The sequence below is a fragment of the Streptomyces sp. CB09001 genome (assembly GCF_003369795.1).
Classification (GTDB): Bacteria; Actinomycetota; Actinomycetes; order Streptomycetales; family Streptomycetaceae; genus Streptomyces.
Genome location: NZ_CP026730.1, coordinates 3,761,469 through 3,784,192 on the forward strand (window position 1 = coordinate 3,761,469; position 22,724 = coordinate 3,784,192).

21 protein-coding genes and 3 tRNA genes are annotated in these 22,724 nt (G+C 72.1%); 14 read left to right on the forward strand and 10 right to left on the reverse strand.

The window, feature by feature from the left end; all coding sequences use genetic code 11:
- Positions 1 to 42 precede the first annotated feature (42 nt).
- The 4 genes from purD (at position 43) to C4J65_RS17400 (ending at position 6,183) form a co-directional block, all read left to right on the forward strand.
- A complete protein-coding gene (purD, locus tag C4J65_RS17385; RefSeq protein WP_115743230.1) occupies positions 43 to 1,293 on the forward strand; it encodes a phosphoribosylamine--glycine ligase in 1,251 nt (416 codons plus the stop codon).
- Between the two features lie 315 nt (positions 1,294 to 1,608).
- Positions 1,609 to 3,552, forward strand: coding sequence for a hypothetical protein (locus C4J65_RS17390; RefSeq protein ID WP_115743231.1), 1,944 nt, complete (start codon positions 1,609 to 1,611; stop codon positions 3,550 to 3,552).
- Positions 3,553 to 3,716: 164 nt separating this feature from the next.
- Positions 3,717 to 5,174, forward strand: a complete 1,458-nt coding sequence (locus tag C4J65_RS17395; protein WP_115743232.1) for a N,N-dimethylformamidase beta subunit family domain-containing protein — start codon at positions 3,717 to 3,719, stop codon at positions 5,172 to 5,174.
- Positions 5,175 to 5,283: 109 nt separating this feature from the next.
- The gene (locus tag C4J65_RS17400) at positions 5,284 to 6,183 is read left to right on the forward strand and encodes a phosphoribosylaminoimidazolesuccinocarboxamide synthase (protein ID WP_115743233.1); all 900 of its coding nucleotides are present in this window, start codon (positions 5,284 to 5,286) and stop codon (positions 6,181 to 6,183) included.
- A 54-nt stretch (positions 6,184 to 6,237) separates the two neighbouring features.
- Here C4J65_RS17400 and C4J65_RS17405 read toward each other — a convergent pair.
- The 8 genes from C4J65_RS17405 to C4J65_RS17440 form a co-directional block, all read right to left on the reverse strand.
- Positions 6,238 to 6,313: transfer RNA gene (locus tag C4J65_RS17405), tRNA-Gly, on the reverse strand.
- A gap of 37 nt (positions 6,314 to 6,350) precedes the next feature.
- Positions 6,351 to 6,965 (reverse strand): response regulator transcription factor, encoded by a 615-nt coding sequence (locus C4J65_RS17410; RefSeq protein ID WP_162833221.1) that lies wholly within the window; start codon positions 6,963 to 6,965, stop codon positions 6,351 to 6,353.
- Positions 6,962 to 8,209, reverse strand: coding sequence for a histidine kinase (locus tag C4J65_RS17415; protein WP_115743234.1), 1,248 nt, complete (start codon positions 8,207 to 8,209; stop codon positions 6,962 to 6,964). The genes C4J65_RS17410 and C4J65_RS17415 overlap by 4 nt, the downstream gene beginning before the upstream one ends.
- 47 nt (positions 8,210 to 8,256) lie before the next feature.
- On the reverse strand, positions 8,257 to 9,072 hold the full coding sequence (locus tag C4J65_RS17420) for an ABC transporter permease (RefSeq protein WP_115743235.1): 816 nt from the start codon (positions 9,070 to 9,072) through the stop codon (positions 8,257 to 8,259).
- On the reverse strand, positions 9,069 to 10,049 hold the full coding sequence (locus C4J65_RS17425) for an ABC transporter ATP-binding protein (RefSeq protein ID WP_115743236.1): 981 nt from the start codon (positions 10,047 to 10,049) through the stop codon (positions 9,069 to 9,071). Before C4J65_RS17425 ends, C4J65_RS17420 begins: the two co-directional genes overlap by 4 nt.
- 156 nt (positions 10,050 to 10,205) lie before the next feature.
- Positions 10,206 to 10,278 (reverse strand) — tRNA-Gly (locus C4J65_RS17430).
- Positions 10,279 to 10,358: 80 nt separating this feature from the next.
- Positions 10,359 to 10,430, reverse strand: a tRNA-Gly gene (locus C4J65_RS17435).
- A 152-nt stretch (positions 10,431 to 10,582) separates the two neighbouring features.
- A complete protein-coding gene (locus C4J65_RS17440) occupies positions 10,583 to 10,900 on the reverse strand; it encodes an Lsr2 family protein (RefSeq protein WP_115743237.1) in 318 nt (105 codons plus the stop codon).
- 350 nt (positions 10,901 to 11,250) lie between these two features.
- On the opposite strand from C4J65_RS17440, the gene purS reads away from it, so the two are divergent.
- The 10 genes from purS (at position 11,251) to purM (ending at position 20,899) form a co-directional block, all read left to right on the forward strand.
- The gene (gene purS / locus C4J65_RS17445; RefSeq protein WP_003974895.1) at positions 11,251 to 11,523 is read left to right on the forward strand and encodes a phosphoribosylformylglycinamidine synthase subunit PurS; all 273 of its coding nucleotides are present in this window, start codon (positions 11,251 to 11,253) and stop codon (positions 11,521 to 11,523) included.
- Positions 11,520 to 12,200: a phosphoribosylformylglycinamidine synthase subunit PurQ gene (purQ, locus tag C4J65_RS17450; protein WP_115743238.1), complete on the forward strand. Its 681-nt coding sequence runs from the start codon at positions 11,520 to 11,522 to the stop codon at positions 12,198 to 12,200. The genes purS and purQ overlap by 4 nt, the downstream gene beginning before the upstream one ends.
- Positions 12,197 to 14,455, forward strand: coding sequence for a phosphoribosylformylglycinamidine synthase subunit PurL (gene purL / locus C4J65_RS17455; RefSeq protein ID WP_115743239.1), 2,259 nt, complete (start codon positions 12,197 to 12,199; stop codon positions 14,453 to 14,455). The genes purQ and purL overlap by 4 nt, the downstream gene beginning before the upstream one ends.
- 220 nt (positions 14,456 to 14,675) lie before the next feature.
- Positions 14,676 to 15,158, forward strand: coding sequence for a helix-turn-helix domain-containing protein (locus tag C4J65_RS17460; protein ID WP_115743240.1), 483 nt, complete (start codon positions 14,676 to 14,678; stop codon positions 15,156 to 15,158).
- A 62-nt stretch (positions 15,159 to 15,220) separates the two neighbouring features.
- Positions 15,221 to 16,072: a M23 family metallopeptidase gene (locus tag C4J65_RS17465; protein WP_115743241.1), complete on the forward strand. Its 852-nt coding sequence runs from the start codon at positions 15,221 to 15,223 to the stop codon at positions 16,070 to 16,072.
- Between the two features lie 71 nt (positions 16,073 to 16,143).
- On the forward strand, positions 16,144 to 16,452 hold the full coding sequence (locus C4J65_RS17470; protein WP_115743242.1) for a hypothetical protein: 309 nt from the start codon (positions 16,144 to 16,146) through the stop codon (positions 16,450 to 16,452).
- Positions 16,453 to 16,487: 35 nt separating this feature from the next.
- Entirely contained in the window at positions 16,488 to 17,285 is a 798-nt protein-coding gene (locus C4J65_RS17475; protein ID WP_115743243.1) for a maleylpyruvate isomerase family mycothiol-dependent enzyme, read from the forward strand.
- Positions 17,286 to 17,356: 71 nt separating this feature from the next.
- Entirely contained in the window at positions 17,357 to 18,178 is an 822-nt protein-coding gene (locus C4J65_RS17480; protein WP_115743244.1) for an META domain-containing protein, read from the forward strand.
- Between the two features lie 62 nt (positions 18,179 to 18,240).
- On the forward strand, positions 18,241 to 19,767 hold the full coding sequence (gene purF, locus C4J65_RS17485) for an amidophosphoribosyltransferase (RefSeq protein WP_115743245.1): 1,527 nt from the start codon (positions 18,241 to 18,243) through the stop codon (positions 19,765 to 19,767).
- Between the two features lie 64 nt (positions 19,768 to 19,831).
- Positions 19,832 to 20,899: a phosphoribosylformylglycinamidine cyclo-ligase gene (purM, locus tag C4J65_RS17490; protein ID WP_115743246.1), complete on the forward strand. Its 1,068-nt coding sequence runs from the start codon at positions 19,832 to 19,834 to the stop codon at positions 20,897 to 20,899.
- A gap of 78 nt (positions 20,900 to 20,977) precedes the next feature.
- Here purM and C4J65_RS17495 read toward each other — a convergent pair whose 3' ends face one another.
- Positions 20,978 to 21,232, reverse strand: coding sequence for a DUF3073 domain-containing protein (locus C4J65_RS17495; protein ID WP_115743247.1), 255 nt, complete (start codon positions 21,230 to 21,232; stop codon positions 20,978 to 20,980).
- Between the two features lie 321 nt (positions 21,233 to 21,553).
- Complete coding sequence (locus C4J65_RS17500) at positions 21,554 to 22,648, reverse strand: Glu/Leu/Phe/Val dehydrogenase dimerization domain-containing protein (protein ID WP_115743248.1); 1,095 nt, start codon at positions 22,646 to 22,648, stop codon at positions 21,554 to 21,556.
- Positions 22,649 to 22,724: the final 76 nt, after the last annotated feature.

Consider the following 22,724-nt stretch of genomic DNA (forward strand, 5'->3'; position numbering starts at 1 on the left):
CCGCACAAACCGCACCGGCCCGTTCCCATTAGGCTGCACCCCGTGAAGGTCCTTGTCATCGGCGGCGGCGCCCGCGAACACGCCCTGTGCCGTTCCCTGTCCCTCGACCCCGACGTCACCGCGCTGCACTGCGCACCCGGCAACGCCGGTATCGCCGAGGTCGCCGAACTGCACCAGGTCGACGCCCTCGACGGCGCGGCCGTCACCGCGCTGGCCACCCGGCTCGGCGCCGAGCTGGTCGTCGTCGGACCCGAGGCGCCCCTGGTCGCCGGGGTCGCCGACGCCGTCCGCGAGGCGGGCATCCCGGTCTTCGGCCCCTCGGGGGAGGCGGCCCGGCTGGAGGGCTCCAAGGCCTTCGCCAAGGACGTGATGGCCGGCGCGGGCGTGCCCACGGCCCGCTCCTACGTCTGCACCGACCCCGCCGAGGTCGACGCCGCCCTCGCCGCCTTCGGCGCGCCCTACGTCGTCAAGGACGACGGGCTGGCCGCGGGCAAGGGTGTCGTCGTCACCGACGACGTCGAGGCGGCCCGCGCGCACGCGAACGCCTGCGACCGCGTCGTCGTCGAGGAGTTCCTGGACGGCCCCGAGGTCTCCCTGTTCGCCGTCACCGACGGCGAGAACGTCCGCCCGCTCCAGCCTGCCCAGGACTTCAAGCGCGCCCTCGACGGCGACGAGGGTCCGAACACCGGCGGCATGGGCGCGTACTCGCCGCTGCCCTGGGCCGACCCGAAGCTGGTCGACGAGGTCGTGCAGAGCGTGCTCCAGCCGACCGTCGACGAGATGCGCCGACGCGGCACCCCGTTCTCCGGGCTCCTGTACGCCGGGCTCGCGATCACCTCGCGCGGTGTGCGCGTGATCGAGTTCAACGCCCGGTTCGGCGACCCGGAGACCCAGGTCGTGCTGGCCCGGCTGAAGACCCCGCTCGCCGGTCTGCTGATGGCCGCCGCCACCGGCAACCTCGCCGACCTCGAGCCCCTGCGCTGGAGCGACGAGGCGGCCGTCACCGTGGTCCTCGCCTCGCACAACTACCCAGGCACCCCGCGCACCGGCGACCCGATCACCGGCCTCGACGAGGTGGCCGCGGAGGACGCCCCGCACGCCTACGTCCTGCACGCCGGCACCCGTGCCGAGGGTGACGCCGTCGTCAGCGCCGGAGGCCGCGTCCTGTCCGTCACGGCCACCGGCACCGACCTCACCGAGGCCCGCGACCGTGCCTACCGGGCGGTCGCCCGGATCGGCCTCGACGGCTCGCAGCACCGCACCGACATCGCGGCGAAGGCGGCGGGCGCGTAGCCCCTCACCCCCACGGCTTCACGGTCACCGAACCCGGCAGGCCCCGGCTCCGTCTCAGGAGTCGGGGCCTGACCTTTGCTGTCCGTCTCCACCTTTCCCCAAAGCCATTCCATCGGGTGACCGATGGGCCATACGGCTGACGGGGGCGGGGGCCCCAACTATGGTGCCGCGCAAGCATTCCGGCACTTGGCCCACCGGCATTGCGATGTCAGTGCCGGGTGCCACAGTGGGTGGAGTGAGCAAGAGCGGAAGCACAAAAGAGCAGCAGGACGGTCCAGGACAGACAGGACAGCGATGAGGGGGTGAGGTCCGGTCGTGACCGGTATCGGTGGTGTGGAGATGGGTGCTCAAGCCGCGCGTTCCCGGGCACTGGCGGTGCTGCGGGTCCGCAGCCGCGCGCTGGCCGTGGCCCTGCTGCCCGCCGCCGTCGCCGTGATCCTTCTCGTCGGCGGCTCCACCGGGCGCCTGGCGGGCGGCGGCTGGGACGCCCTGCGCTGGGTCGTGTGCGTCCTCGCGCTGCTCGTCCTGCTGGCCGCCGCCGCAGTCGCCCTGGTCGTGGTCCGCTCCCGGCCCGCCGTGACCCCCACGGTCACGGTCGCCGAGGAGTCGGCGCCGGACCTCTACCGGTTGGTGCGCGACCTGGCCGACCGGCTCGACGTCCCCGCCCCCTCCGCGATAGCGCTCACTCCGGACTGCGACAGCTGGCTGGAGGACCGCACCCGCCCGGCCCACTGCCCGCCCCCCGTGGAGAAGCACGACGACGACCTGGCCGGCCCGAGCGGGCTCGCCCGGGGCCGGAGCGTGGCCGCCGCGCCCGTCCTGGTCATCGGCTCACCGTTCCTGTGGTGGATGCGGGTGGGCGAGCTGCGCGCCGTCCTCGCCCCGGTCGTCGCCGGTACGGGGCCCTCGGCGCACCCCGACATAGCCGCGGCCCGGCGTTTCATACGCGGCCTGGACGCCGCCGTGGCGGTGGCCTCGGCGGGCCGGCGCGACCCGCTGTCCCGTGTGGCGTGCGCGGGCCTCGGCTGGGCCTCCCGGCTTCTGCTGCGCAGCTGCCGGGGTCACGCGACCGAGATGGAGCGCGGAGTCGCGGCCGCGGCCGCCGAGCGCGCACAGGCTGTGGACTACGGTCTGCGGATCGTCGCGCAGGAGCAGGTCGGGCTCGCCTACGCGGGCTGGGACCGGCTGCTGACCCGGGTGGCGCTGCCCGCCTGGCGGATGGGCCGCTGGCCCTCCCGGCTGGACGTCGGTGTCGTCGCCGCCCTCACGGAGCTGTCGCGCCGGGACCGCCTGGCCGAGGGCTTCGCCTCCCGCCTCGGTGAGCGCCCCGCCTGTGATCTGCTGGAGGAGCCCGGGGCGATGGACGAGGCGGTCTCGCTCCTCGCCGCGCGTCTCTTCCACGGCGGGCCGGCCGAGACCGGCCCGGACTGGTCGCCGGTCGGGTGGGACGAGTATCCCGAGGAGGTCGTCGACCGGACCTGGCGCACGGACGCGGCCCGTCTGCACCGCGTGCTGGACGCCCTGGGCGTCCGCCGCGCCGCCGAGGGCGTCGCACCGGGCACGGACGGCCCGACCCTCGCCCGCGTCCTGGACCACCTCACGACCCCGGACGACGCGGTCACCGCCACCCCTGCCGACGCCGACGCGGTCACCGCCACCCCTGCCGACGCCGACGCGGCCGCCGACGCCGATGCCGACGCGGCCGCCGAGGCGGAGACGGAGGCATCGGCCGGGGGCGGCGCGGACGCCCCCGTCGGCACCCCGCACGCACACCTGCCGAACGGCGACCACGCCGCCGGCGACGAGGAAGACGAGGACGATCTCGCCGGCACCACCGCCCGCGGCGCCGCCCTGGCCGCCGGGCTCAGTGCGCAGCTGGCCCGGGAGGAGGCGGAGGCGCCTCCCGCCGCGGCCGGGGCCCCCTCGCCGAGCCCGCAGCCGGGAGCCGGAGCCGGTCCCGACGCGGCCCTCTGGGACGACCGCGCGCTCCCCCTCCTCCCGCTGCAGCCCCCGCGCACCGGGCGCGAGATCCTCACCGCGCACATCACGGCGATGGTGTGCTGCGCGGCGATGGACACCGCCGGGGCGGCCCCCGGCCTCGACTGGCTCGACGGGCCCTCGCTCCTGTTCGACGGCGCCCGCACCGCGGACCTGGCGCCCAGCGTGCTCAGCCTCGTCGAGACGGGCGACCCGGGCCCGCTGCGCGCCTGGATGACCGACCGCGGCATACGTCCCGAGAAGCCGGTGCGCCTGGTCTGACCCTGGGCTCCGACGAATCGGACCCTCCCATTCCACTTTCGGCCGGTTCGCGACGAACAGTGACAGCCCGCGTGCGAAATGTGATGTGCTGGGACCGATCGCGCACATGGCAAAGGCGTTCGTCATACGCACGACCACGGGGGCACGAGGGAGGGGACTGTCCCATGGGCTCCGAGCAGATCCGCCGTTGGGAGTCGGGAGCACTCGCGCACGCCGTGACGGACCCCTTCGGGCAGGGGCCGGTCCCCTGGCTGCGCGGCGGCGAGACGTACTTCGGCGACACCGGCCAGGTGGTCGCCTGGTACGCGGACCAGGACCGCACCGGGACCGAGACCGGTCCCCGCGCCGCGGACGACGTCCGCCGCCAGATCAAGGGCTTCACCGCGACGGGTGCCGCCGCCCCCGGCGAGGCCATCGACTTCCACGTCACCGTCGACCCGCCGCAGCAGTTCAGCGTCGACGTCTACCGGATCGGGCACTACGGCGGCGACGGCGCCGCCAAGATCACCACCAGCCCCCGCCTGTCCGGCATCGTCCAGCCCCCGCCGCTCGCCGCCGACCGCACGGTCTCCTGCCACCACTGGTGGCTGTCGTGGCGCCTGCAGATCCCCACGTACTGGAACATCGGCGCGTACGTGGCCGTGCTCACCACCGCCGACGGCCACCGCTCGCACGTCCCCTTCACGGTCCGCGACGACCACCCGGCCGACCTGCTCCTCCTCCTGCCGGACGTCACCTGGCAGGCGTACAACCTCTACCCCGAGGACGGCCGCACCGGTGCCAGCCTCTACCACGCCTGGGACGAGGAGGGCCGGCTCCTCGGCGAGGCGGACGCCGCGACGACCGTCTCCTTCGACCGCCCGTACGCCGGGGCGGGTCTCCCCCTCCACGTGGGCCACGCCTACGACTTCATCCGCTTCGCCGAGCGCTACGGCTACGACCTCGCCTACGCCGACGCCCGCGACCTGCACTCCGGCCGGATCGACCCGGCCCGTTACCGGGGCCTGGTCTTCCCCGGCCACGACGAGTACTGGTCCACCGCCATGCGCCGCACCGCGGAACTGGCCCGCGACCGGGGCACGTCCCTGGTCTTCCTCTCCGCCAACACCATGTACTGGCAGGTGGAGCTGGCCCCCTCCCCCTCCGGCGTCGCCGGCCGCCTGCTGACCTGCCGCAAACGCAAGGGGCCCGGCCGGCCCGCGCTGTGGCGGGAGATCGACCGCCCCGAGCAGCAGCTGCTCGGCATCCAGTACGCCGGCCGGGTCCCCGAGCCCCACCCGATGGTCGTCCGCAACGCCGGTCACTGGCTCTGGGAGGCCACCGGAGCGCACGAGGGCGACGAGATCGAGGACCTGGTGGCGGGCGAGGCCGACCGCTACTTCCCGCGCACCGCGCTCCCCGGGCACGACGAGCGCGTCCTGCTCGCCCACTCCCCGTACACCGACGTGGACGGCGTCCGGCGCCACCAGGAGACGTCGCTGTACCGGGCTCCGTCGGGCGCCTGGGTCTTCGCGTCCGGCACCTTCGCCTGGTCTCCGGCCCTGGACCGCCCCGGCCACGTCGACCCGCGGGTCCAGCGCGCCACCGCCAACCTCCTGGACCGCATCTGCAAACGCGACTGAGCCGCGCACCCCGCCACCCCGCCGCCCCGCCGGTCGCCCTCCCCGCCGGTCGCCCTCCCCGCGACGTACGGGACAATCGACGTACTGTTCAGAACCACGGGGAGGAACCGTGTCCGGATTCGTTGAAAAGCCCGAGCCGATCCAGGTTCCGGGTCTGGTGCATCTGCACACCGGCAAGGTGCGCGAGCTGTACCGGAACGAGGCGGGCGACCTCGTGATGGTCGCCAGCGACCGCATCTCCGCGTACGACTGGGTGCTGCCGACCGAGATCCCCGACAAGGGCCGGGTCCTCACCCAGCTCTCCCTGTGGTGGTTCGACCAGCTCGCCGACCTGGCCCCGAACCACGTCCTGAGCACCGAGCTGCCCCCCGGCGCCCCCGCCGACTGGGAGGGCCGCGCCCTGGTCTGCAAGTCGCTGCGGATGGTCCCCGTGGAGTGCGTGGCCCGCGGCTACCTCACCGGCTCGGGCCTGGCGGAGTACGACGAGACCCGCACCGTCTGCGGCCTCGCCCTCCCCGAGGGCCTCGTCGACGGTTCCGAGCTGCCCGCCCCGATCTTCACCCCGGCCACCAAGGCCGAGGTCGGCGAGCACGACGAGAACGTCTCCTACGAGGAGGTCGCCCGCCAGGTCGGCGCGGACACCGCGGCCGCCCTGCGCCAGGCCACCCTCGCCGTCTACTCCCGGGCCCGGGACATCGCCCGCGAGCGCGGCATCGTCCTCGCCGACACCAAGTTCGAGTTCGGCTTCGACGGGGACGACCTGGTCCTGGCCGACGAGGTCCTCACCCCGGACTCCTCCCGCTTCTGGCCGGCCGACCGGTGGCAGCCGGGCCGCGCGCAGCCGTCGTACGACAAGCAGTTCGTGCGGGACTGGCTGACGTCGGCGGAGTCCGGCTGGGACCGCAGGAGCGAGCAGCCCCCGCCGCCGCTGCCGCAGCAGGTCGTGGACGCCACCCGCGCCAAGTACGTGGAGGCCTACGAGCTGCTGACCGGCCAGAGCTGGTCGTAGCGGCGGAAGGCCGCACACGAAGAAGCCCCCGGCCGGAACCGGGGGCTTCTCTTCTGGAGCGAACGACGAGGTTCGAACTCGCGACCTCAACCTTGGCAAGGTTGCGCTCTACCAACTGAGCTACGTTCGCACTGCGTGCCGTGGATCTCTCCGTGGCGCGACAGCCACTATACCCAACCGCGCTCCCTCGCGAGCCGCACCGCCGCGTGCCGGTTCTCCGCACCGAGCTTGCTCGCGGCCGACGACAGGTAGTTCCGTACGGTGCCCTCGGCGAGCGCGGCCCGCTCGGCGATCTCCGAGACGGGCGCCCCGTCGGCGGCGTGCTCCAGCACCTCGGCCTCGCGCGCGGTCAGCGGCGAGTCCCCGGCGGAGATCGCGTCGGCGGCCAACTCGGGGTCGACGTAACGGTTTCCGGCGTGCACCGTGCGGATCAGCTCGGCGAGCCGCTGGGCGCTGACCGTCTTGGGGACGAACCCGCGCACACCCGCCGCGAGCGCCCGCTTCAGATGCCCCGGACGCCCGTGACTGGTCACGATCAGCACCTTGCAGGCGGGCAGCTCGGCCCGCAGCGATGTGGCGACCTTCACACCGTCGGCGCCGGGCATCTGGAGGTCCAGCACGGCGACGTCCGGCGCGTGTGCCCGCGCCATCGCGAGTGCTTCGGGACCGGTGGCCGCCTCGGCGACGACGACGAGGTCGTCCTCCAGGGACAGCAGGGCCGCCAGGGCCCCGCGGATGAGGTGCTCGTCGTCGGCGAGCAGGACGCGCACGGCCGTCGTCACGACGCGACCTCCAGCGCGGCCCCCGCCGCGGTGTCCGGCAGCGGCACCTCGGCCGTCAGCCGGAACACGCCCTTGCCGACGGGCCCCGCCTCCAGCGTCCCGTCCACCGCGGAGAGCCGCTCCCGCAGCCCCGCGAGCCCGGAGCCGCCCGAGCCCGCCGGGGGTCCCTCTCCCGTCGCCTCGGCCACCCCGTCGTTCTCCACCGTCAGCACCGCACGTCCTTCCGACATCCGCACCGTCACAGCGACCTTCTTGGCGTCCCCGTGCCGCAGCACGTTCGTGGTCGCCTCCCGCACCACCCAGCCGAGCGCCGACTGCACCTCGGGGGGCAGGCCGGACGTGTCCCCGGTGACCTTCGCGGCGATGCCCGCCGCCGAGAGCACTCCCCGGGCGCCGGCCAGTTCGACCTCCAGGGCGGCCTCCCGGTAGCCGCGCACGACGTCCCGGACCTCGCGCTGCGACTCCTGGGCGATGCGCTGCACCTCGATCATCTGCTCCACCGCCTCGGGCCGCCCGCGCCGGGACAGCTGGACGGCCAGCTCGCTCTTGAGCGCGATCACCGCCAGGTTCCGGCCCATCACGTCGTGCAGGTCCCGGCCGAACCGCAGCCGCTCCTCGGCGACCGCGAGCCTGACCCGGGTCTCCTTGGCGTCGTCGAGCGCGTAGACCGCGTTGAGCAGCCAGAGGGAGAAGATCGAGGTGACGGCGAGGAACCCGCCGGTCACCATCACCAGGCCGGCCAGCACGACCGACGCGAGCAGGGGCATCTCCAGCGGGAACGTCAGGAGCCCGGCGCCCACCGCGAAGGCCCCGACGACGGCGACCCTGCGCCGCCACCCCCGCAACCCGAGCGTGATGACACCGGCGGCGTAGCACAGGACCCCGCCGTAGACCGAGCCCGCCGCGGTCTCCACCTCACCGGACGGTCCGCGCTCCGCGATCACGACCGCGGTGACCGAGACGACGGCGGAGACGACGACGAGCGCCCACATCTGCCGCACGGGCTGCGGGCGCCGCCCGCGCGTCCAGTCCAGCGCCCGGGACGAGACCAGCATGCAGACCGCTGCGTGCGCGGTGACCAGCAGGCACAGCACGGTGGCGAGCCCCGCGCCGGTCCGGCCGTAGGCGGACACCCCCAGCGCCAGGATCTCGATGACCCCGAAGAAGTGGAACGACCACCGCGTGTACGTCTCCACCTTCTCCGGCGTGCTCTTGACCCGCCACCATCCGCCCGGCCTGCGCATCCGTCCGCCACTCCCGCTCGACTCGCACCTCAGTCACGTCAGTCACGTCAGTGCCGCGGCTCCCACCGGAACCGCCGCCGTACAGCAAACACCGCCAGGACGGTCCAGGCCACCGCCGTCGCCGCGGCGCCCAGCGTCTCGGCCGCCGACAGGTCGCCGGTCCAGCCGCCGCGCACCAGGGTGACGACCGGGGTCAGCGGCAGCAGCTCGCAGACCGAGGCCACCCGGTCGGGCAGCAGCTCCAGCGGGAAGAACAGGCCGGAGGCGAGCATCGAGACGAACGTGAACGGCAGCGGCGTGACCTGCGCGCTCTCCCCGGTCCTGGTGAAGCTCGCGGTGACGGCCGCGAGCGCGGCGCACATCACCAGGCCCAGCAGCAGGCCGACGACGCTCAGCAGGGGTGCCGACGGCGCCGGCAGGTCGAGTAGGACCGCGCAGCCCACCGCGAGCAGCAGGGACTGCACGAGCCCGCTGAGCACGGCCGGCAGGGCGGAGCCGGCGAGGATCTCCGCGTCCCGCAGCTCGCCGGTGCGCAGCCGCTTGAGGACGAGTTCCTCGCGCCGGACGACGAAGACGCCGACGAGGGCCGAGTAGACGGCGAACAGCAGGGAGAAGCCGATCGCGGCGGGCAGCACGAGCGTGCCGATGGTCAGCCCCGCCTTGCCGAGGTCCATCTCCTCGGCTCCCGCCCGCACGCTGAACGGCATCACGAACGGGATGAACAGCGCGGCGAAGACGGTGCCCTTGTTCCGCCCGAGCAGGGTCAGCTCGGCGCGCGCGAGGGCGGTCATGCGGCTCCTCGGCGTGGTGACCGCCGTCCGGGCGGGACCCTTCGCGCGGGCCGGTGCGTCCGTGGCGCTCATGCCGCGTACTCCTTCTCCGTCGTGTCCTTCGTGGTGCCGTCCGACCTCGCCGACACCTTCTTGGCGATGCTGAGGAAGGCCTCCTCCAGGGACGCCGAGCGCACGTCCAGACGGCGCAGCTCCACCGCGGCCTGCGCGGCCCACACCAGCAGGCCGGTGGCCGCGCGCTGGAGTTCCCGGGTGCGCAGCTTCACCGTCCGGCCGTCGATCTCGTGGTCGCTCACGCCGAGTTCGCCGAGCGGCGGCAGGTCGCCCACGAAGTAGCCGTCGGGCAGTTCGAAGGAGATGTGGGACGGCTGAGCGGCGGTCACCTCGGCCGGAGTGCCGGTCGCGGCGATCCGGCCGTCGTGCATGATCGCGAGCCGGTCGGCGAGGTGCTCGGCCTCCTCCAGGTAGTGCGTGGTCAGCAGCACCGTCGCGCCCTGGTCGCGCAGGGCCCCGACCAACTCCCAGGTGTCCCGGCGGCCTTCGGCGTCCAGGCCGGTGCTGGGCTCGTCGAGGAAGAGCACCTCGGGGTCGCCGAGCAGCGCGAGCGCCAGGTCCAGGCGGCGCCGCTGGCCCCCGGACAGCTGCTTCACGCGGGTGTCGGTCTTCGACTCCAGACCGACCAGCGCCAGCACCTCGGCCGGCGGCCGGGCACCGCTCACGCACCCCGCCCACATCCGTGCCGTCTCGGCGACCGTCAGCTCGGAGGGGAAGCCGCCCTCCTGGAGCATGACCCCGGTGCGGGGGCGCACCGCGGCCCGCTCGGTGTACGGGTCGTGCCCGAGGACCCGTACCCGCCCGCCGGCCGGAGCGGCCAGCCCCTCCAGCAGCTCGACCGTCGACGTCTTGCCGGCGCCATTGGTGCCGAGCAGGGCGAAGACCTCACCGCGGCGCACGGAGAAGTCGATTCCGCGCACGGCCTCGAACCCGCCCCCGTACACACGCCGAAGGTCGGTGACCTCAATCACGTGTTCGTGCTCGTTCGTTTGCATGCTTCGAGCATTCCGGCGCGCGGGGCGGGACGACAGTGCGGCCCGTCATCACCCGGCATGACAAATGTCAGGCGCGGACCGCGGTGTGTGTGGGCGGGCCCGGGGACCGAACGCACGAAAAGACCCCGGTCCTGGAGGACCGGGGTCTGATTCCCGAGCGGACGACGAGGCTCGAACTCGCGACCTCAACCTTGGCAAGGTTGCGCTCTACCAACTGAGCTACGTCCGCATTGCCCCCGACCGGCCTTCACCGATCGGTGCGAGCATCAGCCTACCTGATCCAATCGAGTGGCCGGTACGGCGATGCAGAGCGGGTGACAGGAATTGCACACTGCGCCTTCCCCCTGGAAGGGGGATGTTCTACTACTGAACTACACCCGCATGTTCCGTGAGCTGGGCCTTTCGGCCTCGCCCCTCGGCGTGCTCCAGACTTTAGCTGATCACCCGGGGTGCCGCGCAAGTCGGTTGCCGCCAGGGGCGGCTGAGCGGCCGTCGGCCGCCCCCGCCGGACACCGGCTCACTGGACGCACGGCTCACCGCGCCTCGGCGAACGCCTCGTACACCTTCTTCGGGATCCGGCCCCGCGCGGGCACGTCCATCTTGTTCGCCTGGGCCCAGGCGCGGACCGCCGCCGGGTCGGGGGCGACCTCCGTCTGCCGGTAGGCCCTGCCGGACCGGGAGCGCTTGCGGCCGGCCGAGACGTACGGCTCGAGCGCCTTGCGCAGTTTCCGGGCATTGGCTTCGTTCAGGTCGATCTCGTACATCCGGCCGTCGACTCCGAAGGCGATCGTCTCCGCCGCTTCCGAGCCGTCGATGTCGTCAAAGAGAGTGACCACGACACGCTGCGCCACGAATATCGGTCCCTTCGTGCGGCATCTCCGCGATGACGTGCCCGAACGTGTCGAGACGTCGCGATGATGCCGACTGTTCGCCTGTAATTGGGCAAAGTATCGGCTAATGACATTTCATTTGTACAGTGCCCGGCATTGCAATGGGAAGACCGACTAAATCTGCCCGCGTGTCCGTTGGGCAATAGGTGTCCGCGCTCGATCCCGGATCTTTCCCGAAGCTTTTCGTGACCGCCCCCTCCCGATGCCGAATCGTGACTGGGCTCACGTAGTTTCCTCCAAGGCTACGCGCGTAGAAATTTTGTACGGGTAGTCTGAAGGAACCTGCTCAGCACCACACACCGGGAGTGCCAGTGGCACGCGTCGTAGTCGACGTCATGCTCAAGCCGGAGATCCTCGACCCCCAGGGCCAGGCGGTGCAGCGCGCACTGCCGCGACTGGGTTTCGAAGGGATCTCGGACGTCCGTCAGGGAAAGCGATTCGAACTGGAAGTGGACGGGCCGGTCGACGACGCCGCCCTCGCCCGCATCCATGATCTTGCGGAATCCTTCCTCGCCAACACCGTGATCGAGGACTTCACCGTCAAGGTCGAGTCCGAGGACGTGGTCGCGGGGGCCGCGAAGTGACCGCTCGTATTGGCGTCGTCACTTTCCCCGGCAGTCTCGACGACCGGGACACGCAGCGCGCGATCCGCGTCGCCGGCGCCGAACCCGTCGCTCTCTGGCACAAGGACAAGGACCTCAAGCAGGTCGACGCCGTGGTGCTGTGCGGCGGTTTCTCGTACGGCGATTATCTGCGCGCCGGTGCCATCGCGCGCTTCTCGCCGGTGATGGACACCGTCATCGACCAGGCGAAGGCCGGGCTGCCGGTGCTGGGCATCTGCAACGGCTTCCAGATCCTCACCGAGGCCCATCTGCTGCCGGGCGGCATGCTGGGCAACGACCACCTGCACTTCATCTGCCGCGACCAGAAGCTGCGGGTGGAGAACGCGGACACCTCCTGGACCAGCGACTACACCGCAGGCCAGGAGATCCACATCCCGCTGAAGAACATGGACGGCCGCTACGTCGCCGACCGGCGCACGCTGGACGAGCTGGAGGCCGAGGGGCGGGTGGCCTTCCGCTACCTGGACATGAACCCCAACGGCTCGCTCAACGACATCGCGGGCATCTCCAACGCCGCCGGGAACGTCGTCGGCCTCATGCCGCACCCCGAGCACGCCGTCGAGTCGCTGATCGGTACGGGCCGTACCGACGGCCTGCCGTTCTTCACCTCGATCCTCAAGAAGCTGGTCAACGCATGAGCCGGACGCCTCTGGACACGGTCGACAACGCGACCGCGACCCCCGACGTCGAGCTGCCCTGGGCCGAGCTGGGCCTGAAGAAGGACGAGTACGAGCGGGTCGTCGAGATCCTCGGCCGCCGCCCCACCGGGGCGGAGCTGGCCATGTACTCCGTCATGTGGTCCGAGCACTGCTCGTACAAGAGCAGCAAGGTGCACCTGCGCCAGTTCGGCGAGAAGGCCCCCGAGTCCGAGGCGATGCTCGTCGGCATCGGCGAGAACGCCGGTGTGGTCGACGTCGGCCAGGGCTACGCGGTCACCTTCAAGGTCGAGTCGCACAACCACCCGTCCTACGTCGAGCCCTACCAGGGCGCGGCCACCGGCGTCGGCGGCATCGTGCGCGACATCATCGCGATGGGCGCGCGGCCGGTGGCCGTGGTCGACCCCCTGCGCTTCGGCGCCGCGGACCACCCCGACACCAAGCGCGTCCTGCCGGGCGTCGTCGCCGGCATCGGCGGCTACGGCAACTGCCTGGGCCTGCCCAACATCGGCGGCGAGGTCGTCTTCGACGCCTGCTACCAGGGCAACCCGCTGGTCAACGCCGGTGCCATCGGCGTCATGCGGCACGAGGACATCCACCTCGCGAAGGCCTCCGGCGCGGGCAACAAGGTCATCCTGTACGGCGCCCGCACGGGCGGCGACGGCATCGGCGGCGCGTCGATCCTGGCCTCGGAGACCTTCGACGACGCGAAGCCGTCCAAGCGCCCCGCCGTCCAGGTCGGCGACCCGTTCCAGGAGAAGCTCCTCATCGAGTGCACCCTGGAGGCGTTCGCCGAGAAGCTGGTCGTCGGCATCCAGGACCTCGGCGCGGCCGGCCTGTCCTGCGCCACGTCCGAGCTGGCGTCGAACGGCTCCGGCGGCATGCGCGTCACCCTGGACGACGTCCCGCTGCGCGACTCGACCCTCTCGCCCGAGGAAATCCTCATGAGCGAGTCGCAGGAACGCATGTGCGCGGTGGTCGAGCCGGAGAAGGTCGACCGCTTCCTGGAGATCTGCGAGAAGTGGGACGTCATCGCCACCGTCATCGGTGAGGTCACCGACGGCGACCGGCTGGAGATCTTCTGGCACGGCGGCAAGATCGTCGACGTCGACCCGCGCACGGTCGCCCACGACGGCCCGGTCTACGAGCGCCCCTACGCCCGCCCCGACTGGCAGGACGCCCTCCAGGCCGACGACGCGAACAAGCTGCCCCGGCCGGGCACGTCCGACGAGCTGAAGGACCAGGTCCTCAAGCTGGTCGGCTCGCCCAACCAGGCGTCCAAGCAGTGGATCACCCAGCAGTACGACCACTTCGTGCAGGGCAACACCGTCCTCGCCCAGCCCGAGGACTCGGGCATGATCCGGGTGGACGAGGAGTCCGGCCTCGGCGTCGCCATCGCCACCGACGGCAACGGCCGCTACGCCAAGCTCGACCCGTACACGGGCGCGCAGCTGGCCCTGGCGGAGGCCTACCGCAACGTGGCCACGACCGGCGCGAAGCCCCTCGCGGTCTCCGACTGCCTGAACTTCGGCTCGCCGGAGGACCCGGCGGTCATGTGGCAGTTCGCGGAGGCCGTGCGCGGCCTGGCCGACGGCTGCCTCCAGCTCGGCACCCCGGTGACCGGCGGCAACGTCTCGCTGTACAACCAGACCGGCGAGGCGGCCATCCACCCCACTCCGGTGGTGGCGGTGCTGGGCGTCATCGACGACGTGGCCCGGCGCACGCCGGTCGCCTTCCAGGAGGACGGCCAGCTGCTGTACCTGCTGGGCGACACGCGTGAGGAGTTCGGCGGCTCGGCCTGGTCCCAGGTGATCCACGACCACCTCGGCGGCCTGCCCCCGAAGGTCGACCTGGAGCGCGAGCGCCTGCTCGGCGAGATCCTGATCTCCGCCTCCCGTGACGGCATGATCGACTCCGCGCACGACCTGTCCGACGGCGGTCTGGTCCAGGCGGTCGTCGAGTCGGCGCTGCTGGGCGGCAAGGGCGCGCGCCTGGTCGTACCGGACGGGCTCGACGCCTTCACCTTCCTGTTCTCGGAGTCGGCGGGCCGCGCGGTCGTCGCCGTCCCGCGCTCGGAGGAGGTCCGCTTCAACGACATGTGCGGCGCCCGCGGCCTGCCGGTCACCCGCATCGGTGTGGTCGACGGCGACGCGGTCGAGGTCCAGGGCGAGTTCACGCTGCCCCTGACCGAGCTGCGCGAGGCTCACGAGGGCACGATCCCGGGGCTGCTGGCGTAGTAGCCCGTCCCCGAGAGTCCGAGGTCCCGTCCGGTTGGTTCCGGGCGGGACCTCGTCGTTTCACCGGGCGTCCGTCGACGAACTCCAGGGTGACGGTCTCGGGGGCGCCGCGAGGGCCGGATCCCGGGCCGGCCGCGGGTACGGGTGATCCACGGCCCAGCAGTTGCACGTAATTACGTACTTCCGTAATCTCGTAGGGGTGGAGCAACTGGAACACCGCGTGGCCGACCTCGAACGGCGTCTCGCCGTGCTGGAAGCCGCCGACCGCCCCGCACCTCGCGTGCAGGAGGGCGACCTGTGGGCCCTGGAAGGGCTGGAGGCGCAGCTCACGGAGCTGGGGGCGGAAGCCGGAGGCGTCCTGTTCACCGGGTCCGTTCGCCTGCCGACCGGGGAGCGGTACGCCTGGCAGCACGGCGCGCTCACCGACGGCCTGCTGGACCTCGACTGGGCCGAGGCCGCCGAGGTGTTCGCCGCGCTCGGACACCCCGTGCGGCTGCGGCTGCTGCGCGAGGTGCTGGGCGGCCGGCGCACCGCCGCCGAGCTGGCCGAGCTGGCAGGGATGGGCACGACCGGCCAGGTCTACCACCACCTGCGCCAGCTCACCGGCGCCGGCTGGCTGCACACCACCTGCCGGGGCCGCCACGAGGTGCCGCCGGGGCGGGTCGTACCGCTGCTGGTGGTGCTGTCGACTGCGCGGAACTGACCGGGACGGTCAGGACCGTCAGGACCGTCAGGAACAACGTCACGAGCGAGGGGGAAGGACCGATGTCCGTACGCAAGCTCGCCATGATCACCTTCCGGGTGTTGCAGCTCGCCTTCCTGGCCCTGGTGGCCGTCGGCGTCCTCTTCGACCCCGGAATCCCCTGGTGGTGCGTCTTCCTGCCGCTGGTCCTCGCCTACGTCCTGATCGCCGTGGTCAACCGGTGGAACGGCGGCACCCCCGACGCGCCCGGCAGGTCCCGCGAGCCCGTCGAGGTCGCCCCGCCCGTCACCGGCCGCTGGTCCGCGCTGAACAGCCCGGCCGACCGCACCCCGAGCCACGGCGTCCACGCCTACGGACAGACCTTCGCCATCGACCTCGTCGCCGAACCGGAGCCCGGCGCCCGCCCCGGCTTCCGCGCCCTGTGGCCGCTCGCCCGGCGCCCCCGCGCCTTCCCGGCGTTCGGCGCCCCGCTCCTCGCGGTGGCCGACGGCACGGTCGTACGGGCCGACGACGGCCGGCGCGACCACCTGAGCCGCACCTCGCTGCCCGCACTGCTGTACCTGATGCTCGTCGAGGGCTCGGTGCGGGAGCTGGCGGGGGTCCGCCACATCGTCGGCAACCACCTCGTCCTCGACCTCGGCGAGGGCACCCACGCCCTCTACGCCCACGTCCAGCGAGGCTCCTTCGCCGTTCGCGAGGGCGACCGGGTCCGCGCCGGGCAGGTCCTCGCCCGGTGCGGCAACTCCGGCAACTCCACCGAGCCGCACGTCCACTTCCAGCTGATGGACGGACCCGACCCGGACGCCGCACGGGGCGTCCCCTTCACCTGGCGCGGCATCGGCGTCCCGCGCAACGGCGCGTTCCTCGACGTGGCGGAGGCCCCGCGGGCCGGGGTTGACCTCGAGCGCGGTTGAGCTTCTAGGCTCGGCAGCGTCGAAGTCGACGTACCGGAGACGTACCGAAGGCGTACGGGAGGGGAGCGGTCATGAGGACGCTGGTGCTGGGCAGGACCGGGCTCAGGGTGACGGCGGTGCTGGACACACTGCGCGCCGACGGGTTCGACGTGGAGGGGGTCACCACCGACGAGGAGGCCCGAAAGCTCCTGGAGTCGCGGGAGTTCGGCGTCATGGTCATCGGCGGGGGCGTGGGACCGGACTCCCGGGCCGCCCTCAAGGAGCTGGCGGCCGAGTGCGGGGTGCGGCGGGTGGTCGACGGCGCACTGACGGAGCCGTTCGACGTCTATGTGCGCCGGGTGTTCGAGCCGTTGATCCGGGAGACCGCGGCCGAGGGGTGAGGCACCCACTCGCGCGCTCGCCTAGGCTCACCGCCATGCCGCCCGCCGGAAAACGCCCCCGCGCCTACGACCCCGCCCGTACCCGCACCGCCGTCCTCGCCCAGTTCGGTCACGTACGGGCGGCCGTCCGCACCCTCACCCCCGAGCAGCTCGGCCTGCCGACCCGGCTCGGGGACTGGACCGTACGGGAGCTGGTCGCGCACGTCGGGATGGCGCTGACCGCCGTGGACCGGCTGCTGGACCAGCCCGAACCGGCACGGCAGGACGGCCGGCTGCTCGACTGGCCCTTCGCCATCGCCGCCGACGCGGACGCCATCGCGGACACCGCCCGCCGGCTGGCCGCCGGGCACCCCGACCTCGACGCCCACCTCGCCGAGGCCGAGCGGCGCTTCACCGAGCGGCTCGACACCCACCCCGGGAGCCGGCTGCTCCCCACCAGCGCGGGCGCCCTGCCGCTGGCCGACTACGTCGTCACCCGCACCGTGGAGCTGGTCGTGCACACCGACGACCTCACCGCCGCGGTGCCCGGCCTCGACATCCCCTACGACCGGCAGGCGCTGGCCGCCGCCACCCGGCTGCTGGCCGACGCGCTCGCCGTGAAGGCGCCCGGCGGCTCGACGGAGGTACGGATCCCGCCGTACGCCGTCGTGCAGTGCGTCGAGGGTCCCCGGCACACCCGGGGCACCCCGCCCAACGTCGTCGAGACCGACCCGCTGACCTGGATGCGGCTCGCCAGCGGGCGGCTGGCCTGGAAGGACGCCCTGGACGGGGCGAAGGTGAGCGCGAGCGGGGAGCGGGCCGACCTCGGGGCCCTGCTGCCGCTGCTGAGCTGAGCGAGGCCGGGGAGAAGCGGGGAACCGGAAGGACGACGGAACCGGACCTTCCCCGTCTCCGTCGAATCGGCATGTACAGGCAGAAGCAGCAGCGCAGCACGACCCTGACCGCGGCCGCCGTCGTCGCGCTCGTCCCGCTCGCCGCGGCCTGCGGCAGCGAGCAGGCCGACGGTACCGGCAGCGGTTCCGTCGGCGCGGGCGGCGAGCGCATCACCGGCGTGCGGTGGAGCATCGACAGCGTCACCGTCGACGGCACCACCCACCGGGCGCCGGACGCGGCACACGTACGGATCGACGACGGCGGCGAGGCCGCGGGCAGCACCGGCTGCAACGGCTTCAGCGCCCGCGCCGCCGTCGAAGACCGGGGCGAGGGCGACGGCCGACGCGTCCGGCTCGACGACGCCATGTTCACCGAGAAGGCCTGCGCCAAGACACCCGCCGACTTCGAGAAGTCCCTCGGCCGCGTCCTCACCACCGGCCCGCTCACCACGGAGAGCGAGGGCGGGCGGCTCACCCTCACCACCGCCGACGGCGACACCGTCCGGCTCAGCAGGTCCGAGGACGCGTCCCTGTACGGCACGAAGTGGGCCGTGGACGCCCCGGGCCGGAAGGACGGGAAGGGCCGCGCACACCTCACCTTCGACCAGGACGCGAAGTCCGTCTCCGGGCGGCTCCCCTGCAACCACGTCAACGCCGGGGCCACCGTCAGCGACGGGCTTATCACCCTCGGCGCCCCGTCCACCACCCGAATGATGTGCGAAGGCTCACTCATGGATGCCGAGAAGCGGCTGCTGGGCTTCTTCGACAGCAAGGTCGACTATCGGATCGATCATGAAACCCTCACGCTGACCAGCGAAGACGGTGCAACGGTCCGCGCCGTCGCCGACCAGTGATCCACTGGTGGGCCCGCATCCCCAATTCGGACCAGTGGTCGATCTCGCCTACACTCGAAGGCGTGCCACGTGGTGACGGTCGACTCAATCACGATCTGCTTCCCGGCGAGAAGGGCCCCCAGGACGCTTGCGGCGTCTTCGGTGTCTGGGCTCCGGGCGAAGAGGTCGCAAAGCTCACGTACTTCGGGCTGTACGCCCTCCAGCATCGGGGCCAGGAATCCGCGGGAATCGCGGTCAGCAACGGCTCCCAGATCCTCGTCTTCAAGGACATGGGCCTGGTGTCCCAGGTCTTCGACGAGACCTCGCTCGGTTCGCTCCAGGGTCACATCGCGGTCGGTCACGCCCGCTACTCGACCACCGGTGCCTCCGTGTGGGAGAACGCCCAGCCGACGTTCCGTGCCACCGCGCAGGGCTCCATCGCGCTCGGGCACAACGGCAACCTCGTCAACACCGCCCAGCTCGCCGAGCTGGTCGCCGACCTGCCCAAGCAGGACGGCCGCTCCACGCGGGTCGCGGCGACCAACGACACGGACCTGATCACGGCCCTGCTCGCGGGTCAGGTCGACGCGGACGGCAAGCCGCTGACCGTCGAGGAGGCGGCCGGCCAGGTGCTGCCCCAGGTGCGCGGCGCCTTCTCCCTCGTCTTCATGGACGAGCACACCCTCTATGCCGCCCGCGACCCGCAGGGCATCCGTCCGCTGGTCCTCGGCCGCCTCGAGCGCGGCTGGGTGGTCGCCTCCGAGTCCGCCGCCCTCGACATCTGCGGCGCCAGCTTCGTCCGGGAGATCGAGCCGGGCGAGTTCGTCGCCATCGACGAGAACGGCCTGCGAACGTCCCGATTCGCGGAAGCGAAGCCCAAGGGCTGTGTCTTCGAGTACGTGTACCTGGCCCGCCCGGACACCGACATCGCCGGCCGCAACGTCTACCTCTCGCGCGTCGAGATGGGCCGCAAGCTGGCGAAGGAGGCCCCCGCCGAGGCCGACCTGGTCATAGCGACCCCGGAATCCGGCACCCCCGCCGCGATCGGCTACGCCGAGGCCTCCGGCATCCCCTTCGGCAACGGTCTGGTGAAGAACGCCTACGTCGGCCGGACCTTCATCCAGCCCTCGCAGACCATCCGCCAGCTGGGCATCCGCCTCAAGCTGAACCCCTTGAAGGAAGTCATCAAGGGCAAGCGGCTGGTCGTCGTCGACGACTCCATCGTCCGCGGCAACACCCAGCGGGCCCTGGTCCGCATGCTCCGCGAGGCAGGCGCCGCCGAGATCCACATCCGGATCTCGTCCCCGCCCGTGAAGTGGCCCTGCTTCTTCGGCATCGACTTCGCCACCCGCGCCGAGCTCATCGCCAACGGCATGAGCGTCGAGGAGATCGGCACCTCGATGGGCGCCGACTCCCTGGCGTACATCTCCATCGACGGCATGATCGAGGCGACCACCATCGCCAAGCCGAACCTGTGCCGCGCCTGCTTCGACGGCGAGTACCCGATGGAGCTCCCCGACCCCGAGCTGCTCGGCAAGCAGCTCCTGGAGACCGAGCTGGCCGCCGGGCCCGCCGGTACGGCCGCCGCCGACGCCATCCGTCGCCCGTAGCCGTCCGTTTCCCGGTCCCCGGCTTCCTGGCCCCCCGCCGTACGACACGAAGGTTCTCATCGTCATGCCTGACACAACTGGTGCCAGCTACGCAGCCGCCGGCGTCGACATCGAGGCGGGCGACCGCGCCGTCGAGCTCATGAAGGAATGGGTCAAGAAGACGCGGCGCCCCGAGGTCCTCGGCGGCCTCGGCGGCTTCGCCGGTCTCTTCGACGCCTCCGCCCTCAAGAACTACGAGCGTCCGCTGCTCGCCTCCGCCACCGACGGCGTCGGCACCAAGGTCGACATCGCCCGGCAGCTCGGCGTCTACGACACGATCGGCCACGACCTGGTCGCGATGGTCATGGACGACATCGTGGTGTGCGGCGCCGAGCCGCTGTTCATGACCGACTACATCTGCGTCGGCAAGGTCCACCCCGAGCGCGTCGCCGCCATCGTCAAGGGCATCGCCGAGGGCTGTGTGCTGGCGGGATGCGCCCTGGTGGGCGGCGAGACGGCCGAGCACCCCGGCCTGCTGGGCGCGGACGACTTCGACGTCGCCGGCGCCGGTACGGGCGTCGTGGAGGCCGACCGCCTGCTCGGCCCGGATCGCATCCGTACGGGTGACGCGGTGATCGCCATGGCGTCCTCCGGGCTTCACTCGAACGGGTACTCGCTGGTCCGCCACGTCCTGCTGAACGAGGGCGGCCTGGCGCTCGACGCCCACCTGGACGGTCTCGGCCGTACCCTCGGCGAGGAGCTGCTGGAGCCGACCAAGATCTACTCCCTGGACTGCCTGGCCCTCATGCGCACCGCCGAGGTCCACGCCTTCAGCCACGTCACCGGCGGCGGGCTCGCGGCCAACCTGGCCCGCGTGATCCCCGACGGCCTGCACGCCGTGGTCGACCGTTCCACCTGGACCCCGGGCGCGATCTTCGACCTCGTCGGCCGGACCGGCAGGGTCGAGCGCCTGGAGCTGGAGAAGACCCTGAACATGGGCGTGGGCATGATCGCGATCGTGCCCGAGGAGTCGACGGACGTGGCCCTGACGGCCCTCGCCGACCGCGGCGTGGACGCCTGGGTGGCCGGCGAGATCACCGATCGCGCGGACCACCGGAGCGGCGCGGCACTGGTCGGCGACTACGCCGCCTGAGGTGCCCCGGATGCCGCGGGTAGCACAGAACCCGGTCGGTGACAGAGGTCACCGACCGGGAAGGTGTTCAGTGCAAGGTCAAGCGCCGCGTCGCTGTTGGGTCGGGGACTGGCCGTCCTCGTCCTCGTCGTCGTCCTCATAGAGGTCGGCGTACTTTGCGTACACGTCGTCGTCCTGCTCATCGTCCTCGAATTGCTCGCCATTCGGCGGTTGCGAATTCGACGGCGATGCGCCCAGCTCCTCGGCCAGGCGGGAGAGATCAGTCCCACCGCTGTTGTACTTCAGCTGGCGGGCGACCTTCGTCTGCTTGGCCTTGGCCCGGCCGCGCCCCATGGCTCGACCCCCTCAACGACGGGGCTCGACGGCCCCAGAGTCTTGACACGCGTTCATGGTCCGGAACGGGCTCTCCACAGAGAGACCGGTCCGTAGGGCTTCCACGGTACCTGAGCCCACGCCCATACGGTACGTCGCCCGCAGCACGTGGCCCTGCCCAGGACCCGCGAGGCGCCCTGTCCTCGCTGGTCAAAGGCGATTTTAACCACCTTTCGACAGTCGACCCGCCGGGATAAGTGAGAGTTCTCTCCAACTGCCCCCCGACGGGTACCGGTCAAACCCCGCGAAGACCCCGCCGGGCCACCGGCCGCGACCGCCGGATCACGGCCGGGGGCGGGCCTCCGCCATCCGCTGCTCGGCGATCCGGTCGGCCGCCGCGGCCGGCGGAATACCGTCCTCCTTCGCACGTGCGAATATGGCCAGCGTGGTGTCGTAGATCTTCGAGGCCTTGGCCTTGCACCGGTCGAAGTCGAACCCGTGCAGCTCGTCGGCGACCTGGATGACACCCCCGGCGTTCACCACGTAGTCCGGCGCGTAGAGGATTCCGCGGTCGGCGAGGTCCTTCTCCACGCCCGGGTGGGCGAGCTGGTTGTTGGCCGCGCCGCACACCACCTTGGCGGTCAGCACCGGCACGGTGTCGTCGTTCAGCGCGCCGCCGAGCGCGCAGGGCGCGTAGATGTCCAGGTTCTCCACCCGGATCAGCGCGTCGGTGTCGGCGACGGCGACCACCGACGGGTGCCGCTCCGTGATGCCGCGCACCACGTCCTTGCGGACGTCGGTGACGACGACGTGGGCGCCCTCGGCGAGCAGGTGCTCGACCAGGTGGTGGCCGACCTTGCCGACACCCGCGATGCCCACGGTGCGGTCGCGCAGCGTCGGGTCGCCCCACAGGTGCTGGGCGGCGGCCCGCATGCCCTGGTAGACGCCGAAGGAGGTGAGCACGGAGGAGTCGCCCGCGCCGCCGTTCTCCGGGGAGCGCCCGGTCGTCCAGCGGCACTCGCGGGCCACGACGTCCATGTCCGCGACGTAGGTGCCGACGTCGCACGCGGTGACGTAGCGGCCGCCCAGCGAGGCGACGAACCGGCCGTAGGCGAGGAGCAGTTCCTCGCTCTTGATCTGCTCCGGATCACCGATGATCACCGCCTTGCCGCCACCGTGGTCCAGACCGGCCATGGCGTTCTTGTACGACATCCCGCGGGCGAGGTTCAGCGCGTCGGCGACGGCCTCCGCCTCGCTCGCGTACGGGTAGAAGCGGGTACCGCCGAGCGCGGGGCCGAGGGCGGTGGAGTGGATGGCGATCACGGCCTTGAGGCCGCTGGCACGGTCCTGGCAGAGCACGACTTGCTCATGTCCCCCCTGATCCGAGTGGAACAGGGTGTGCAGTACATCAGCAGGTGCGCCGGTTACGTCGGTCACGGTGGTGACTCCTGTGTAGGTGCGGCGATGGGTGGCAGGCCCCGTGAAGGTGGCGGGGACTGTGGCACGAGATTAG

Bases quoted from the DNA above. Each gene is read 5' to 3' on its own strand.
- C4J65_RS17420 (WP_115743235.1), bottom strand. From the start codon at position 9,072: ATGAGCGCCACGGACGCACCGGCCCGCGCGAAGGGTCCCGCCCGGACG.
- C4J65_RS17495 (WP_115743247.1), bottom strand. From the start codon at position 21,232: ATGGGGCGCGGCCGGGCCAAGGCCAAGCAGACGAAGGTCGCCCGCCAG.
- purL (WP_115743239.1), top strand. From the start codon at position 12,197: ATGAGCCGGACGCCTCTGGACACGGTCGACAACGCGACCGCGACCCCC.
- C4J65_RS17395 (WP_115743232.1), top strand. From the start codon at position 3,717: ATGGGCTCCGAGCAGATCCGCCGTTGGGAGTCGGGAGCACTCGCGCAC.
- C4J65_RS17415 (WP_115743234.1), bottom strand. From the start codon at position 8,209: ATGCGCAGGCCGGGCGGATGGTGGCGGGTCAAGAGCACGCCGGAGAAG.
- C4J65_RS17470 (WP_115743242.1), top strand. From the start codon at position 16,144: ATGAGGACGCTGGTGCTGGGCAGGACCGGGCTCAGGGTGACGGCGGTG.
- C4J65_RS17480 (WP_115743244.1), top strand. From the start codon at position 17,357: ATGTACAGGCAGAAGCAGCAGCGCAGCACGACCCTGACCGCGGCCGCC.
- C4J65_RS17425 (WP_115743236.1), bottom strand. From the start codon at position 10,049: ATGCAAACGAACGAGCACGAACACGTGATTGAGGTCACCGACCTTCGG.
- purM (WP_115743246.1), top strand. From the start codon at position 19,832: ATGCCTGACACAACTGGTGCCAGCTACGCAGCCGCCGGCGTCGACATC.
- C4J65_RS17465 (WP_115743241.1), top strand. From the start codon at position 15,221: ATGTCCGTACGCAAGCTCGCCATGATCACCTTCCGGGTGTTGCAGCTC.
- C4J65_RS17475 (WP_115743243.1), top strand. From the start codon at position 16,488: ATGCCGCCCGCCGGAAAACGCCCCCGCGCCTACGACCCCGCCCGTACC.